This is a genomic window from Phycicoccus endophyticus, from assembly GCF_011326735.1.
GTDB classification, from domain to species: domain Bacteria; phylum Actinomycetota; class Actinomycetes; order Actinomycetales; family Dermatophilaceae; genus Phycicoccus; species Phycicoccus endophyticus.
On sequence record NZ_JAANCN010000002.1, the window covers coordinates 194,789 to 210,279 of the forward strand.

General features: G+C 72.5%; 13 protein-coding genes, 1 tRNA gene and 1 pseudogene. 8 read left to right on the forward strand and 7 right to left on the reverse strand.

From position 1 onward, the window contains the following. The first annotated feature begins 9 nt into the window (after positions 1-9). Positions 10-1,794, forward strand: a complete 1,785-nt coding sequence (locus G8D98_RS03965; protein WP_166099399.1) for a chloride channel protein — start codon at positions 10-12, stop codon at positions 1,792-1,794. An 89-nt stretch (positions 1,795-1,883) separates the two neighbouring features. Then, positions 1,884-3,299 carry an MFS transporter gene (locus G8D98_RS03970; RefSeq protein WP_166099402.1) on the forward strand — a complete coding sequence of 472 codons (1,416 nt, stop codon included), beginning with the start codon at positions 1,884-1,886 and terminating at the stop codon, positions 3,297-3,299. Here G8D98_RS03970 and G8D98_RS03975 read toward each other — a convergent pair. Then, positions 3,277-3,930, reverse strand: a complete 654-nt coding sequence (locus tag G8D98_RS03975; protein WP_205859697.1) for an alpha/beta hydrolase — start codon at positions 3,928-3,930, stop codon at positions 3,277-3,279. The genes G8D98_RS03970 and G8D98_RS03975 overlap by 23 nt on opposite strands. A gap of 7 nt (positions 3,931-3,937) precedes the next feature. Next, on the reverse strand, positions 3,938-4,513 hold the full coding sequence (gene dcd, locus G8D98_RS03980; RefSeq protein WP_166099405.1) for a dCTP deaminase: 576 nt from the start codon (positions 4,511-4,513) through the stop codon (positions 3,938-3,940). 283 nt (positions 4,514-4,796) lie between these two features. Between dcd and G8D98_RS03985 the strand changes: the two genes are divergently transcribed. After that, a tRNA-Gly gene (locus G8D98_RS03985) sits at positions 4,797-4,870 on the forward strand. A 243-nt stretch (positions 4,871-5,113) separates the two neighbouring features. Continuing rightward, positions 5,114-6,418 (forward strand): D-alanyl-D-alanine carboxypeptidase/D-alanyl-D-alanine-endopeptidase, encoded by a 1,305-nt coding sequence (locus tag G8D98_RS03990; RefSeq protein WP_166099407.1) that lies wholly within the window; start codon positions 5,114-5,116, stop codon positions 6,416-6,418. Positions 6,419-6,711: 293 nt separating this feature from the next. Here G8D98_RS03990 and G8D98_RS15710 read toward each other — a convergent pair whose 3' ends face one another. Both G8D98_RS15710 and G8D98_RS04005 read right to left on the reverse strand, forming a co-directional pair. Next, positions 6,712-7,065, reverse strand: a complete 354-nt coding sequence (locus G8D98_RS15710; RefSeq protein ID WP_476704106.1) for a hypothetical protein — start codon at positions 7,063-7,065, stop codon at positions 6,712-6,714. Positions 7,066-7,293: 228 nt separating this feature from the next. Next, positions 7,294-8,115 carry an SDR family NAD(P)-dependent oxidoreductase gene (locus tag G8D98_RS04005; protein WP_229661865.1) on the reverse strand — a complete coding sequence of 274 codons (822 nt, stop codon included), beginning with the start codon at positions 8,113-8,115 and terminating at the stop codon, positions 7,294-7,296. Between the two features lie 79 nt (positions 8,116-8,194). Between G8D98_RS04005 and G8D98_RS04010 the strand changes: the two genes are divergently transcribed. From G8D98_RS04010 to G8D98_RS04020, 3 genes and pseudogenes are all read left to right on the forward strand, one after another. Next, positions 8,195-8,785 carry a TetR family transcriptional regulator gene (locus G8D98_RS04010; protein ID WP_166099417.1) on the forward strand — a complete coding sequence of 197 codons (591 nt, stop codon included), beginning with the start codon at positions 8,195-8,197 and terminating at the stop codon, positions 8,783-8,785. A gap of 53 nt (positions 8,786-8,838) precedes the next feature. Beyond that, positions 8,839-9,639: an SDR family NAD(P)-dependent oxidoreductase gene (locus tag G8D98_RS04015; RefSeq protein WP_166099419.1), complete on the forward strand. Its 801-nt coding sequence runs from the start codon at positions 8,839-8,841 to the stop codon at positions 9,637-9,639. Positions 9,640-10,045: 406 nt separating this feature from the next. After that, positions 10,046-10,541 (forward strand): annotated as a pseudogene (locus G8D98_RS04020) (IS256 family transposase); the annotation flags it as partial. 356 nt (positions 10,542-10,897) lie between these two features. On the opposite strand, the gene G8D98_RS04025 reads toward G8D98_RS04020, so the two are convergent. After that, positions 10,898-11,428, reverse strand: a complete 531-nt coding sequence (locus G8D98_RS04025; RefSeq protein ID WP_166099421.1) for a hypothetical protein — start codon at positions 11,426-11,428, stop codon at positions 10,898-10,900. Between the two features lie 175 nt (positions 11,429-11,603). Here G8D98_RS04025 and G8D98_RS04030 point away from each other — a divergent pair, with 175 nt between their 5' ends. Beyond that, positions 11,604-13,475, forward strand: a complete 1,872-nt coding sequence (locus tag G8D98_RS04030) for an acyl-CoA dehydrogenase (protein ID WP_166099424.1) — start codon at positions 11,604-11,606, stop codon at positions 13,473-13,475. Positions 13,476-13,533: 58 nt separating this feature from the next. On the opposite strand, the gene G8D98_RS04035 is transcribed toward G8D98_RS04030, so the two are convergent. After that, positions 13,534-15,063 carry a fatty acyl-CoA synthetase gene (locus G8D98_RS04035; RefSeq protein WP_166099427.1) on the reverse strand — a complete coding sequence of 510 codons (1,530 nt, stop codon included), beginning with the start codon at positions 15,061-15,063 and terminating at the stop codon, positions 13,534-13,536. A 129-nt stretch (positions 15,064-15,192) separates the two neighbouring features. Further along, a complete protein-coding gene (locus tag G8D98_RS04040; RefSeq protein ID WP_166099430.1) occupies positions 15,193-15,447 on the reverse strand; it encodes a DUF6458 family protein in 255 nt (84 codons plus the stop codon). Between the last annotated feature and the right edge of the window lie 44 nt (positions 15,448-15,491).

The window sequence follows — 15,491 nt, forward strand, 5'->3', positions numbered from 1 at the left end:
CTGCAACTCATGTCCGTGAGCGCCGCCGCCCCGCGTCCGACACCGACGACGGGCTGGCGGCGGCGGGCCCGTGTGCGGGGGGACCAGCTGCGGGGCTCGCGTGGCGGCCTGCTCGCCCTCTCGCTCGTCGTCGGCGCCGGCACCGCGGGCGCCGCGGTCCTCTTCCGGTGGCTCATCGAGACCTTCACCCGGCTGTTCACCGGGCACGCCGACTACGCGGCCGTCCCCGGCGCGGCCAACCCCCACCTACCGGCGCTCGGCCGCTGGTTCGTCGTGCTCACCCCCGTCGTGGCCGGCCTGCTCTACGGCCCCCTCGTCCACCGGTTCGCCCGGGAGGCGCGCGGGCACGGCGTCCCGGAGGTCATGTACGCCGTCGCGCGCAACGGTGGCCGGATCAAGCCACAGGTGGCCGGGGTCAAGGCGCTCGCCTCGGCACTGTGCATCGGCGGCGGCGGGTCGGTCGGCCGCGAGGGGCCCATCGTCCAGATCGGGTCGGCCCTCGGCTCCACGGTCGGCCGGGTGGTCCGGGTCACCGAGCCCCGGATGCGCGTGCTCGTCGCGTGCGGCGCCGCCGGCGGCATCGCGGCGACGTTCAACGCCCCGCTCGCCGGGGTCTTCTTCGCGATGGAGCTGATCCTCGCCGACTTCACGGCCCAGTCCTTCGGGCTCGTCGTCCTCTCCGCCGTCACCGCCTCGGCGATCGGGCGGGCGGTCCTCGGCAACGAGCCCTTCCTCGCACTGCCGACCTTCACCGTGGCCCACCCGAGCGAGTACCTGCTCTTCGCGCTGCTCGGCGTCGTCGCGGGCGGCGCCGGCGTCCTGTTCACCCGGGTCCTCTACCGCGTCGAGGACCTCTGCGACGCGCTGTGGCCCGGGCCGGAGTGGGCCCGGCCGGCCGTCGGCGGGCTGCTGCTCGGCCTGCTCCTGCTCGCGCTGCCGCAGATGTACGGCGTCGGCTACCCCGTCCTCGGCGACGCCATCGACGGCCGCTACGCCATCGCCTTCCTCCTGCTGCTCCTCGTCGGGAAGATGCTCGCCACTTCCCTGACCATCGGTATCGGCGGCTCGGGCGGGGTGTTCGCGCCGAGCCTGTTCATCGGGGCGATGCTCGGTGCCGCGTTCGGTGCCGTGGCACACGGCGCGCTTCCCGGCGTCGCCGGCCCGGTCGGCGCCTACGGCCTCATCGGGATGGGCGCGGTGTTCGCCGGCGCGGCGCGGGCCCCGATCACCGCGGTCATCATCATGTTCGAGCTGACGAACGAGTACTCGATCATCCTCCCGCTGATGACCGCGATCGTCATCGCGACGCTCGTCAGCCACGCCCTCTCGGCCGACTCCGTCTACACCCTCAAGCTGCGCCGCCGCGGGGTCGACCTCACCGCCCCCGCCCCGGAGTCGCTCGCCTCCCGCACGCCGGTGCGCGAGGTGATGCGCCCCCTGCCGCGTCCGGTCGAGGGCGGCACCCCGCTGCGCGACGTCGCCTCCCGCCTGTCGGGCACGAGCTACGGCGTCCTCCCGCTCGCCGGTGCCGACGGGCGCTACCACGGCGTGGTCACCGCCCGGGCGGTCTCCGAGGCCCTGGCCGGGGGCCGGCACGAGGTCGAGCCGGCCGAGATGGTCACCGAGCTGCCCGAGCGGGTGCGGGTCACCGACACCCTCGACCGGGTGCTCGACGCCCTCAACCAGAGCGGGGTCGGCGGGATGCCGGTCCTCGACGAGGACGGGGTCGACCCCGTCGGCTGGGTGACCTACCGGGACGCGCTGACGAGCATGCGGACCGCGAGCACCGGCTGACGCCTCGCCCGGGCCGCGCGAGGCGCCCGGGGGTCCGGGACGGCCGGGATGGCCGGGATGGCCGGGAGGCCCCGCAGCGTTGCCCGGAGGTGAGCACCCCCGAGGAGACCGTCCCCGCGGCCGACCATCTCGACCGCCGCTCCGCCCGGGGCCGGGCGGTGCTCGCCGGCCTCGTCCTCGGGACGGGCGTCGCCATCCTCGACGGCAGCGTCGTCACCGTGGCCCTGCGGACCATCGGCACCGACCTCGGGGCCTCCCTGGCCCAGCTGCAGTGGGTCGTCGCCGGCTACCTGCTCGCCCTCGCCTCCCTCGTCCTCGTCGGGGGCGCGCTCGGGGACCGCTGGGGGCGGCGGCGGGTCTACCTCGTCGGGGTCACCTGGTTCGCCACCGCGTCGGCGCTGTGCGCGCTCGCCGCCAGCCCCGCCCAGCTCGTCGGCCTGCGGGTCCTCCAGGGCGTCGGCGCGGCGCTGCTCACCCCCGGCGCGCTGGCGATCATCCGCAGCTCCTTCCGCCCCGAGGACCGCGGGCCCGCGGTCGGCACCTGGGCGGGGTACTCGGGCGTCGCCGCGGCGCTCGGCCCGCTCGTCGGCGGCTGGCTCGTCGACCACGCGTCGTGGCGCTGGGTCTTCGGCATCAATGTCCCGCTGTGCCTCGCCGTCCTCGCACTCACGGCGCGCACCGCCCCCGAGAGCCGCGACCCGCAGGCGCGCGAGCGTCCGTTCGACCTGCTCGGCGGCGTCCTCGCGGCCCTCTCCCTCGGTGCCCTGACGTACGTGCTCACCGCCCGGGCCCCGACGCCCGCGGGCGTCTCGGCGGGCGGATGGGCGCTCGCCGTCGGCGCGGGGGTGGGGTTCGTCGTCGTCGAGCGCCGCTCGAGCCACCCGCTCGTGCCGCTGTCGCTGTTCGCCTCCCGGGTCTTCTCCGCCGCCAACGCGATGACCCTGCTCGTCTACGGCGCCCTCGGCGTGGTGACCCTCTTCGTCGTCCTCGAGCTGCAGGTCGCCGGGTGGAGCGCGCTGACGGCCGGGCTGTCGAGCCTGCCGCTCACCGTCGCGATGATGCTGCTCTCCTCCCGCTCGGCCGCCCTGGCCGAGCGGGTCGGGCCGCGGCTGCCGATGACGGTGGGGCCGGCGCTGTGCGCCGCCGGCGCCCTCCTCCTGCTGCGGGTCGGCCCGGCCGCCGGGTGGCTCGACGTGTTGCCGGGGATGGTCGTCTTCGCGCTCGGCCTGGCCACGCTCGTCTCGCCGCTCACCGCGACCGTGCTCGCCGCGGCGCCCGACCGGCACGCCGGCGTCGCGAGCGGGGTGAACAACGCGGTGGCCCGGGCGGGGTCGCTCGTCGCCGTCGCCGCGCTGCCGGGGCTCGTGGGGCTGGCGGGCACGGACTACCTCGACCCCGACGCGATGACCTCCGGCTACCGGGCGGCGATGCTGTGGTGCGCGGCGCTGCTGCTCGCCGGCGCGGTGGTCAGCCGGGTCGGGCTCAGCGCAGGAGAGCGCCGGTGACGAAGTCGGTCACGGTGCGGTGCCAGTAGCCGGGCCGACGCATCATCGCGTGCTTCTCCCCGGCCACGCGCAGGTGCGTCACCTGCGCACCCTCGTGCGTCCACCGGGCCGCCACCGCGGCCGTGCGGCGCGGGTCGGTCGTGCGGTCCTGCGTGCCGTGCATGAGCAGGACCGGCACGGTGGGCCGCAGGCGGCGGACGTCGTCCTCGACCCACGGCGCGAGCGCGGCGACCGCCGCGACCGCCGGCTCGCTCGCGAGCCGCAGCGCGACCCGGCCCCCCATCGAGTGCCCGACGAGGGCGACCGGCCGCCCGGGAGCGGCCCGGCGGATGTGCTCGAGGGCCCAGCGGGCGTCCTGCACCGGGTCCTCCGCCGCACCGTTCCACCCCCGCAGGCGGTAGGTCAGCCGCAGGACGGCCAGCCGGCCGGAGCCACCGTGGCGCAGCGACCAGGCGAACGGCAGCATCCGCAGCACCGCCAGCTGGCGCCCGCTGACCTCCTCCCGGCTGTGCTCGCGCCCGCCGTGCAGGACGAGGGCCACGCCGTCGCAGCCCGGGTCGGCGCGGCCGTGCAGCCGTGCGCCCTCCCCGCCGGGAGGCAGGGGCTGCCCGCCGCCGGATGCGTCGGTCACCGGGCGCTCAGACCTCGGCCCGGTGGAAGTTCTGGAAGCTGCGGCTCGCCGTCGGCCCGCGCTGGCCCTGGTAGTGCGACCCGTAGGCCTCCGAGCCGTAGGGGTTCTCGGACGGGCTGGTGAGCCGGAAGAACGCGAGCTGGCCGATCTTCATGCCGGGCCAGAGCATGATCGGCAAGGTGGCGACGTTGCTCAGCTCGAGGGTGACGTGCCCGGTGAAGCCGGGGTCGACGAAGCCGGCGGTCGCGTGGGTGAGCAGGCCGAGCCGGCCGAGGCTGGACTTGCCCTCGACGCGGGCGGCGAGGTCGTCGGGCAGGCTCACCGTCTCGAGGGTCGAGCCGAGGACGAACTCGCCGGGGTGGAGGACGAAGCCCTCCTGCGGGTCGACCTCGACGAGCCGGGTGAGGTCGGCCTGGTCCTGCGCGGGGTCGATGACCTGGTACTTGTGGTTGTCGAAGAGCCGGAAGAACTTGTCGAGCCGGACGTCGACGCTGCTGGGCTGGACCATCGCCGGGTCCCACGGGTCGAGGGCGACCCGGCCGGCCTCGATCTCGGCGCGGATGTCACGGTCGGAGAGGAGCACGCGCGTCAGGCTACCTCGGCCTCGGCGCCCCGCCGGCGCGTCCGTACGCTGTCCCCGCGGTCCGGGGGCTGCACCGGGCGGCCCGGAGCCTCACCACCCGGACGGAGCGCGCGCCGCCGCCACGGGGCTTACGGACCGTCGGCGTGCAGCGGGAACCTCGCCGATGCTGGGGCGCCACGGAGCGAGGGGGTGGAGCCGGGGCCCGGGAGGCGGTGCGGCGAGGCGTGGGACGTCGGCTAGACTTCCCGGCGCCGGCGGTCGGACCACCCGTATCGCCCGGCACGCCGATGTAGCTCAATGGTAGAGCGCCAGCTTCCCAAGCTGGACACGCGGGTTCGATTCCCGTCATCGGCTCCACCGCATCACCGCAGGTCAGCCCGCAGGAGGCCGACCGCACCGTCCGGTGGCGGCCAGACGAAGCCACGCAGGGGCGCCCACCCCGGCCCGCTGGCCCGCAGCCTCCCGGCGACCCGAGCGAGAACGCCGGCAGGTGCCCGCCACCTGCCGGATTGCCACGGATCGGCCCCGCTTGTGGGCTACCCTCGTCGCACCCCGAGGCAGGGACCGGATCGCGGGGACGTGCCATACCGAGGACAGCCCATGCCCCAGACCCGCGCCCGTGCCCTGGTGGCCACGGTGGTCGCCGCCCTGACCGCGACCACCCTCGCGCCTGCCTCTCTGGCCCAGACCGCCGCCGTGCCGGGGATGCACACGACGGCGGTCGCCACCGCGCAGTCCGCCGTCACCGCCGCCTCGGGCACCAACGCCGACAACCGCATCCACACCAAGCTGGGCAAGCGCGTCACCGTGGCCCGCTTCGGGAAACAGTTCTCCGGGGTGGTCATGGACGCCAGCGCCAACCGGATCGTGTGGAGCAAGAACCTGCGCAAGACGCTCATGCCCGCGTCGACCACCAAGCTCGTCACCGCCTTCAACGCCCTGACGGTCTTCGGCCCGGACACCCGCTTCGTCACCCGGGTGCGGCGCGGGCCGCGGGTGAACCAGGTGACCATCCAGGGCTTCGGGGACCCGAGCCTGACCAGCGCCGACGTCGACCTGCTGGCCTCCGCGACCGCCGCCTACCTCAAGGCCCGGGGCGTCACCATGGCGCACGTCTACGCCGACGACGACGTCTTCCCGACCCCCAGCCTCGCCGTGGGCTGGAAGGCGAGCTACGTCCCCGACTCGATCGCACCCGTCCGGGCGCTCGTCCGCGACCAGCGCAACACCCCGGACACCACCCGGGACGCCGCCCTCTACTTCCGGGCCCGCCTCAAGGCGCACGGCATCGCCCGGGTGACCTACGACGGACGCCGGGACGTCGCCCGGGACGCGACGACGGTGGCGACCGTGCGCGGCGACGCGCTGTCGGACATCGTCAGCCGGATGCTCCTGCACAGCGACAACGAGATCGCCGAGACGCTGCACAAGCTCGTCGGTCGGCAGCAGGGCGTCGGCACCTCGTGGTCACGCGCCCGGACGGCGCAGTCGCGCGTGCTCACCCGCAAGGGCCTGGCGGTGGGTGCCCTCTACGACGGCTCGGGGCTCTCCCGGTCCGACCGGATGTCGAGCCTCCAGCTGGCGCGGGTCGTCATGCGCGGCGTCAACCCCCGCGCGACGAACCTCGCCGTGATGCGCCAGGCCGCAGCGATCCCGACCGCGGGGCAGACGGGCACGCTCGCCGCCAAGTACGGCCGTTTCACGACCCGCCAGTCGCGGTGCGCCGCGGGCAAGGTGTGGGCCAAGACCGGCAGCCTCTCCGACGTCGTCGCCCTCGCCGGGTTCACCGTCGGTGCCGACGGGCGCCTGAAGGTCTTCGCCTTCCTCGTCAACGGCAAGGACTCCACGCTCAAGCTCAAGCAGCAGCTCGACATGCTCGCCGCCACCGTCAAGGGCTGCTACTGAGACGTAGCCGTTCCCTGTCAAGTGGGCAGGGTGGGGCGCCACCGGGCTGGGTGTCCGGCGCCGCCTCTGTCGTTCTCCGCGGGGCCGGGCGGGTGTCTGGTCGACGGCGCCGTCAGTCGGTGTTCGCACGTTGGGTACCGCATGGCGGTGTCTTGGCGGGAGCTTTCGCGTGGTCTGAGGTCGAGCGCGGCCCGGGGGCTGCTCACAGCAGGGCCGGGCGGGTTGGCTCCGGGTTGGGGCCAGCGCCATCCGGCGAGCTCGCGGGCGACCGCCGTGCGGGCGACGGTGTGCTTCTATCGGCGGGTCTCGAGCTGGACCCAGCGGTGGTTCAGGCGCCGGTCACCGGCATCGGCGCGGCTTCGACCAGCAGCCGTCGGGCGTGGCTGTTCCGGGTCTTGGTGATGCCGCCCTGCGTGCGTCTGTCTCCGCTGGAGTGTTTCGGTGGGCACGAGCCCGACGTAGGCGCGGATCGTGGCACCGTCCAGGCGGCGCCAGTCCCCGATCTCGGCGGCGAGGGCGAACCCGGTGAGGGTGGAGACCCCGCACAGGCAGGTCAACCGGCGGGTGGTGTCGGTGTACTCGCTGTCCGCGGCCATGGCGGCGATGGCGGTGTCGAGCCAGTCCGGGTGGGCCGCGGTCAGTTGCACGCTCTCGAACGCGACCCGGGTGCCGCCCGTGGCGTGAACCGATCGTGCGTGCACGTCCAGCCCGACCCTCGTACGCTCTTGGAACACGAGGGCCTCCCACAACTGTCGGATAGGCCGGGCAAGGACATCTCGACCGGCAACCTTCAATCCGAGGGCTCACCCATACCGTCTGAGGAGGCCCAGTCGGTCCCCACACCGCCCCGATCCCCGCGGTCGTCTGCTCGGGGATCACACCGCGAAACCGCGCTCGGCAAGCAGTTGCTTGCTGAGGTTCCAGAGGCCGGCCGCCGCCTCGTCCGGGTGAAGCCGGGCGGGCAGCGCCGCAGGGCGGTTGCGCTCGTGGTACCCGCCCGGCTCCCAGCCCGCATCCTCCGGGGCGAGGGCCAGCTGGAGCATCCGCCGGGCTCCGTCCTCGGGTGTCGCCAGCACCCGGCGGCTGATCGGGTTGGCATAGAGCCACCGGAACGATGCACGGCCGGTCGAGCCGAAGTTGGAGGCGATGACCCCGGGATGGAAGGCCGTGGCGGTGATACCCTCGGCGTCCGCCCGTCGCTGCAACTCGCGGGCGAACAGGGCGTTCTCGAGCTTCGCGTAGGAATAGGCCTTCATGGGCGTGTAACCGGCGGCGAACTGCACATTGTCGAGGTCGTACCGGCGCACCGTACGGACTGCCATGCTGGAGGTCTGCACGACGCGGGCGCCACTGGCGGCCAACAGCGGGCGCAGGCGGGCGGTGAGCAGGAAGCCGGCCAGGTGGTTGACCTGGAAGGTCTGCTCTAGTCCGTCGCCGGTCACGCGTCGTTCCGCGAAGATCCCACCAGCGTTGTTGGCGAGCACGTCGATGCGCTCATAACGGCCGGTCAGCTCCTCGGCCAGCCGCACGACCTGTGCCAGTTCGCTGTAGTCGGCGAGGTGGTACGGGACGCCAAGCTCCGCGGCGACCACCGCGGTCTTCTGCGGCGAGCGGCCCACCACGACCACCCGGTGCCCGTCCCGTGCCGCCGCCCGAGCAGCGGCTGCGCCGATGCCGTCGCTGGCGCCGGTGATCACGATGGTCCTTTGCGCAGCGTCCACAACTTCTCCCTCAACACGCCTATGAGACTGAATCTCAAGAGTAAACTAGGTATCCATGAAGTTCGCGTCAACCGGCCTCGGATCGCGCCTACGGAACGAGGCGCGTGCTGAGGTCGCGCGCGTCGCGCTCGAGCTCGCCGTCGACCGTGGCTTCGACGAGGTGACGGTCAGCGAGATTGCCCAGGCCGCGGGAATATCGCGAGCGACGTTCTTCCGCTATTTCGACGGCAAGAACGATGCCGTGCTGGCGAGCATCGACGGCATCGGGAACCGGATCGCCGCCGCGGTCCTCGAACAGCCCGACGAGATCGACGCCTGGACGGCCCTCAGCCGTGCGACCGCCGCCGTGGTCGGCGACGAACTGGCTGACGCCGACCGCTCGCTCGCGCGGGCGCGGCTGGTTACCCGCACGACTAGCCTGCGCGCCCGCGAACTGGAGAAGCAGCACCGCTGGCAGGAGCAGCTGCGCGCCGCCATCGCGGCCCGCTCGGCGGCTGCGGCGGACGACATCCGCGTGCGCACACTCTCCGCCGCCGCTCTCGCCGCGCTCCAGGCGGCAACGGATGCTTGGGTCGAGTCCGACGGGCGCCTGTCGCCGAAGACACTACTCGAGCAGGCCTTCGCCGCCCTCCGCGCACCGCAGTAGCACGTGGCGACCCGCGCCGGGTCGCCGATCCGAAGAAGGAAGGTAAAGAGAAGATGGGACTTCTCGACGGAAGGGTCGCAATCGTCACCGGAGCCGCCGACGGCATCGGGCGGGCAACAGCCGTGCGGCTCGCGCGCGATGGCGCCGCAGTCGTGCTCGTCGACGTCAATGAGGCCGGCCTGACTGAGACCAAGGCCGCAGTCGACGCCGAAGCTGGATCCGGGATGGTCTTCCGGGCCGACGTGACCGACCCGGCGCAGGTGCAGTCCTACGTTGAGGCCGCCAAGGCACTCACCGGCTTCATCGACGCGTTCTTCAACAATGCGGGCATCCTGGGGCCGATGGCGCCAATCACCGACTACCCGGTGGAGGCGTTCGACAAGGTCGTTGCCGTCAACCTGCGCGGCGTGTTCCTCGGCCTCAAGCATGTGCTTCCCGTGATGACCGCGCAGGGCTTCGGCGCCGTAGTGAACACCTCCTCCATGGGCGGCGTGGGCGGACTGCCTGGCCAGGCCGGCTACGTCGCCTCCAAGCACGGAGTGATCGGGCTCACCAAGACCGCCGCACTCGAGGTCGTCGCCAGTGGGGTACGGGTCAACGCCATTCTGCCCGGCACGATCAAGACCCGCATGGCAATGTCCGGCGCAGCCGGCATCGACCCGAGGGCCATCGAGGCCGCCATGGACGCCTCCACCCCCGGCAGCCACGCGGGAATGCCGGAAGACATCGCCAACACCGCACTGTTCCTGCTCAGCGACGCCTCCGCCTACATCACCGGCATCGAGGTCCCCGTGGACGGCGGCATCACCGCACAGGTCTACCCCACCGCAGCCGCCATGCGAACCCAGCAGTAGCGCGCACTCCCTGTGAGCGCCTCCGGAAAGCCGAAACACCAACGGCCTGCGGGGGTCGTTAGGAGCGTCCCTGTCGATACAGCACTGCTGTTCTCGTGAGCGAACCTCGGACCACCCAGTCATCGCTACGACCATCTTCATCGATTCGGCTGTAACCCCACCCGAGGGTCCCGCCGAAGTCGTGTCGAGGATCCGCGGTGGCGGGCCCGGGCCATCGCCCAGAGCCGACTCGCATAGCAGCGTCATAGCCTGCGTATCCCGTCCGCCCAAAGACGAATCCGCTGTCCCTGATCTCAGCGGACACGGCTCGCCCCGGACCCTGCTATGACTGGGACTGTCCGTCCAACGGTGTCACCAGCCCAAGTCGCTGAGGAGCTCAGCGGGAAGGGTCGGGATGATGACCGACAACGCCGGCCCAGTCCAGGTCGAGGTGCCGCGGGACCGGGAGGGCAGCTTCGAGCCAGTGATCGTCAGGAAGCGCCAGCGCCGCCTGTCCGATGTCGACGCGATCGTGCTGTCGCTGTCCGCCCGGGGCCTGGCCACCGGGGAGATCAGCGCGCACTTCACCAAGATCTACCGTGCCTCGGTCAGCAAGGGACAGCGTCTCGAAGATCACCGAGAAGGTCATCGAGGATATGCAGGCGGGATCCTCCCGGCCGTTGCAGCGGGTGCATGCGGCCGTGTTCATCGACGCCATCTACGTCAAGGTCTGGGACGGGGAGGTCGGCAACCAGCCGTTCTACGCCGCGATCGGGGTCGACCTGTCCGGGCACCGCGACGTGCTCGGGCTGTGGTCCGGCCACGGCGGCGCGGAGGCGGCAAAGTTCTGGATGGGCGTGCTGACCGACCTCAGGAACCGCGGCGTGGCCGACATGTTCTGGACCCTCACCCAGCGGGCCAAGGACTCCGGCCTGGTGCCCTCCATGGGCTCCATTGGGACTGCTACGACAACGGCCACATGGCATCCGTCTGGGCACGCATGCAGGTCGAGCTGCTCAACCGCACGAAATGGCGCACCCGGCCGGAGCTGGCCAACGCGACCTTCGACTACCCCGAGATCTTCCACACCGCCAACGCCGCCACTCTGCGCTGGGTTACCTCACCCCGATACAGTCCAAGAACCAAACCCCGTCGGCTTAGGAATCCACCCCGGATGACGCCGGGAAGCCCGGGGCAGGCCAGAGCCTCCATCGGACCCGGGGCGACTCACCCCTTCAGTCCGAGGGGTCACCCCATCCCGTCTGACCTCGGGCTCGGCCTAGCTCGGAACGATCCAGCCGAGGACGGTGACCACGCCGATCACCGCACAGACGACGAAGGCCGCGGCGACCACCCAGCCGATGACCTGGGCCGCGTCGACCCCGCCCCCGGCCGGCTCGAGGTCCGGTGGCGCCGTCAGCTCACCCGGCCGCACGACGGGCTCCTCCGGCGACTCCAGCCGGGGGTCGGCGAGGACGGCCTTGGCACGCAGCGCCTCGACCCGGGGGCTGCGGGGCTCGGCGCGCACCCCGGCGGGGAGGGAGCGCCACATGGCGGCGAAGTCGTCGTCGGCCTGCTCGCGCCACGCGGCGACCGCCACGTCGGCCTCGGGCCCTTTGACCCCCGCCGCGAACCACATCGCGCCGGCGCGCGGCAGGTCACCCATCCCGTGGAGGACGTACCCGAGCTGGACGAGCGCCTCGGTGTCCTCGGTGGCCTCGACGCGCGCGAGCAGCAGGTCGCGCGCCTTCCACGGCTGCCCGGCCTCGAGGTGGGACCGGGCCTGCGCGAGGAGGTCGGCAGTGCTCACGACCCCGAGTATGCCGCGCGCGGCGGGGTCGCCGGGGGCGCCGGGCCGAGGCAGGGCGGGCGGCGCGTCGGCCGGCGCCCGGACGGGCCTACCGGGCCTCTCGCTTGCCTTTGTTACTGACTGGTAGCACACTGGTGAGCAAGCGCTCACTTTGTCATGCCACGGAAGGACCGCCATGGGTCACTACACGAGCAACCTGCGCGACATCGAGTTCACCCTCTTCGAGGTCCTCGGTCGCGGCGACGTCCTGGGCTCGGGCCCCTACGAGGACCTCGACGCCGACACCGCCCGCGAGATGCTCAAGGAGGTCTCCCGGCTCTCCGAGCACGAGCTCGCCGAGTCCTTCGCCGACGCCGACCGCAACCCGCCGGTGTACGACCCCTCGACCCAGGCCGTGACGATGCCCGAGTCCTTCGCCCGCTCCTTCGCGGCCTACCGGGTGAGCGGCTTCTGGAACATCGACCTGCCCGCCGAGCTCGACGGCACCGTGGCCCCGCCGAGCCTGCGCTGGGCGGTCAACGAGATGCTGCTCGGCGCCAACCCGGCGCTCGCGATGTTCGCGGCCTCGTACTCCTTCGCCAAGCTCCTGCACCACCTCGGCACGCCCGAGCAGCAGAAGCTCGCGCGGCTCATCGTCGAGCGCGGCTGGCACTGCACCATGGTGCTCACCGAGCCGGACGCCGGCTCCGACGTCGGCGCCGGGCGCACCAAGGCCGTCCAGAACGAGGACGGCACGTGGACGCTCACCGGCGTCAAGCGCTTCATCACGAGCGCCGAGTCCGACCTCGTCGACAACGTCGTGCACTTCGTCCTCGCCCGGCCCGAGGGCGCCGGCCCCGGCACCAAGGGCCTCTCGCTGTTCATCCTGCCCAAGTACCACGTCGACCTCGAGACCGGTGAGCTCGGCGAGCGCAACGGCGTCTACGTGACCAACGTCGAGAAGAAGATGGGCCTGAAGGTCTCCCCGACCTGCGAGCTGACCTTCGGTGGCGAGGCCCCGGCCGTCGGCACCCTCCTCGGCGACGTCCACGACGGCATCGCCCAGATGTTCCACGTCATCGAGAACGCCCGGATGATGGTGGGCACCAAGGCGATCGCCACCCTCTCCAGCGGCTACCTCAACGCCCTCGGGTACGCCAAGGAGCGCGTCCAGGGCGCCGACCTGACCCAGATGTCGGACAAGACGGCGCCGCGGGTCACGATCACCCACCACCCCGACGTGCGTCGCTCGCTGATGCTCCAGAAGGCCTACGCCGAGGGGCTGCGGGCGCTCGTCCTCTACACGGCGACCCAGCAGGACGTCGTCGACCAGCACGTGCTCACCACCGGTGAGGAGACCTTCGAGGAGGGCTCCGCGGCCGACGTCGCCAACCGGGTCAACGACCTGCTCCTGCCGATCGTCAAGGGGCTGGGGTCCGAGCGGGCCTGGGTGCTCCTCGGGACCGAGTCGCTGCAGACCTACGGCGGGTCCGGCTTCCTCCAGGACTACCCGGTCGAGCAGTACGTCCGCGACGCGAAGATCGACACGCTCTACGAGGGCACGACCGCCATCCAGGGCATGGACTTCTTCTTCCGCAAGATCGTCCGGGACAAGGGCCAGGCGCTCACCTACCTCGCGACCCAGATGCAGGAGTTCGCCAAGGACCTCGGCGCCCACGGCGGCCGGATCGACCGCGAGCGCGAGCTGCTCGGCCAGGGCGTCGAGGACGTCCAGGGCATCCTCGGGTACATGGTCGGCGAGCTGATGAAGTCCGACCCGCGCCAGGGCGGTGACCTGCCGAACATCTACAAGGTCGGGCAGAACACGACCCGCCTGCTCCTCGGCGCCGGTGACCTCGTCGTCGGGTGGCTCCTGCTGCGCCAGGCCGCGGTCGCGCTCGACGCGCTCGAGGCCGGGGCCGAGGGCAAGGACCGCGACTTCTACGAGGGCAAGGTCGCCGCGGCGCGCTTCTACGCCCGCCAGGTGCTTCCCCGGCTCTCGGCCGAGCGCGCGATGGCCGAGGCCACCGACAACGACCTCATGGACGTGCCCGAGTCGGCCTTCTGAGGCCCCCGCTCCCGCGGCCCGCTCCCCGACGTGGGGGCGGGCCGCCGACGTCCGGAGCTCAGGAGGCGCTCTCGAGGCGGTCGCGCAGGACGCGCTTGAGCAGCTTGCCGCTCTGGTTGCGCGGGAGCTCGTCGGCGAAGACGACCCGCTTGGGCACCTTGAACGAGGCGAGCGAGCCTCGGGCGTGGGCGATGATCCCCGCCTCGTCGACGTCGTGCCCGGGCCGGCGCACGACGACGGCCGTGACCGCCTCGATCCACCGCTCGTCGGGCGTCGCGACGACGGCGACCTCCGCGACGGCCGGGTGGCTGTAGACGGCGTCCTCGACCTCGCGCGAGGCCACGAGGACCCCGCCGGTGTTGATGACGTCCTTGATCCGGTCGACGACCGTGACGTACCCGTCCTCGTCGCGCACCACCATGTCGCCGGAGTGGAACCAGCCGTCGCGGAAGGCCTCGGCGGTCACCTCCGGCTTGTTCCAGTACCCGACGCACAGCTGCGGGGAGCGGTAGAGCAGCTCGCCCCGCTCCCCCGGCGCCACGTCCCTGCCCTCCTCGTCGACGACCCGAGCCTGCACGAACAGCACCGTCCGGCCGCAGGACTCCGGCCGCTCGAGGTGCTCGTGCGGCAGGAGGACCGTGGCCAGCGGCCCGATCTCGCTCTGCCCGAAGCAGTTGTAGAACCCGATGTCCGGCAGCCGGGCAGCGAGCCGCTCGCGCACCGGGCCGGGCATCACCGAGGCGCCGTAGTACGCCTTGCGCAGGCTCGTCAGGTCGGCCGTCTCGAGCGCCTCGTGGTTGGCGAGCGGGACCCACACCGTCGGCGCGAGGAAGAGCGCGTGGTGGTGGTCCTCGGCGACCCGGCGGAGCAGCTCGGGCACGTCCGGCTTGGGCAGCAGCGTGTTGCGGCACCCGACCGCGAGCGAGGGCAGGAGGAAGACGTGCATCTGGGCCGAGTGGTAGAGCGGCATGCAGTGCAGCGGGTCGTCGCCCTCGCCGATGCCGAGGGAGGCGATGCACGAGACGTACTCGTGGACGAGGGCGCGGTGGGTCATCATCGCCCCCTTCGGGGCCGACGTCGTGCCCGAGGTGTAGAGCAGCTGGACCAGGTCGGTGTCCTCCACCTCGACCTCGAGCGGCGGGACCTCCCCGGTGCTCCACCGGGCGAGCACCGCCTCGTCGCTCCCGTGCAGCAGGAGCACCTGCTCGAGCACCGTGCGCTCGCGGACCGCCTCGACCCCGGCCCGCAGCGGCTCGTCGACGAGCGCGACCCGTGCGCCGGAGTCCGCGAGCAGGTAGGCCAGCTCGCCACCGGTCAGGGCGAAGTTCACCGGCACGTGGACCAGCCCGGCCCGGGCGCAGCCGAGGAAGGCCAGCAGGTAGGCGTCCGAGTTCAGCCCGACGGTGGCGACCCGGTCACCGCGGACGAGCCCCAGCGAGAGCAGGTGCGCCGCGGCCCGGGTCGTCGCCGCGTCGAGCTCGGTGTAGCTCCACTCCCGGTCGGCGAACCGCAGGGCCACCCGGTCACCGAACCTGCCGGCACTGCGCCGGATGATGTCGTCGACGGTGCTCGACCGTGGTCCGCTCATGCCCGGACCCTAGGTGCGGGCGGTGGGGGCGTCAACGAGCCCGGCCGGGCCGCGCGCCGGGGACGAGGGACGAGCGACGGCCCGCCCCCGGGGGAGGGGGCGGGCCGTCGCGCTGGTGCCGGTGGGGCGTCAGTGCGGGTCGACGTCCGTGCGGTCCACGCGCGTCCCGGTGTTCGGGTCGACGTGGCTCTCGCGGGTCGTCGTGACCCCGCCGCGCTGCCGGGTGCCCTGCATGAGGAAGGACAGGATGATGGCGAGCACGCCGCCGATGATCAGGATGATCCCGATCACGCTGAGGTTGATGCCGGCCACGGCGGTGCTGCCCACGGCGAAGAGCAGGATGGCGCCGAGCACGAGCAGGAAGATGCCGAGTCCGATGTACATGGGGGTCTCCTCTGGGTACGGGGACGGGCTGGCCAACCGACCCT

Coding starts and splice junctions, on each gene's coding strand:
- G8D98_RS03965 (WP_166099399.1), top strand. CDS start 10: ATGTCCGTGAGCGCCGCCGCCCCGCGTCCGACACCGACGACGGGCTGG.
- G8D98_RS03990 (WP_166099407.1), top strand. CDS start 5,114: ATGCCCCAGACCCGCGCCCGTGCCCTGGTGGCCACGGTGGTCGCCGCC.
- G8D98_RS04010 (WP_166099417.1), top strand. CDS start 8,195: ATGAAGTTCGCGTCAACCGGCCTCGGATCGCGCCTACGGAACGAGGCG.
- G8D98_RS04015 (WP_166099419.1), top strand. CDS start 8,839: ATGGGACTTCTCGACGGAAGGGTCGCAATCGTCACCGGAGCCGCCGAC.
- G8D98_RS04030 (WP_166099424.1), top strand. CDS start 11,604: ATGGGTCACTACACGAGCAACCTGCGCGACATCGAGTTCACCCTCTTC.
- G8D98_RS04035 (WP_166099427.1), bottom strand. CDS start 15,063: ATGAGCGGACCACGGTCGAGCACCGTCGACGACATCATCCGGCGCAGT.
- G8D98_RS04040 (WP_166099430.1), bottom strand. CDS start 15,447: ATGTACATCGGACTCGGCATCTTCCTGCTCGTGCTCGGCGCCATCCTG.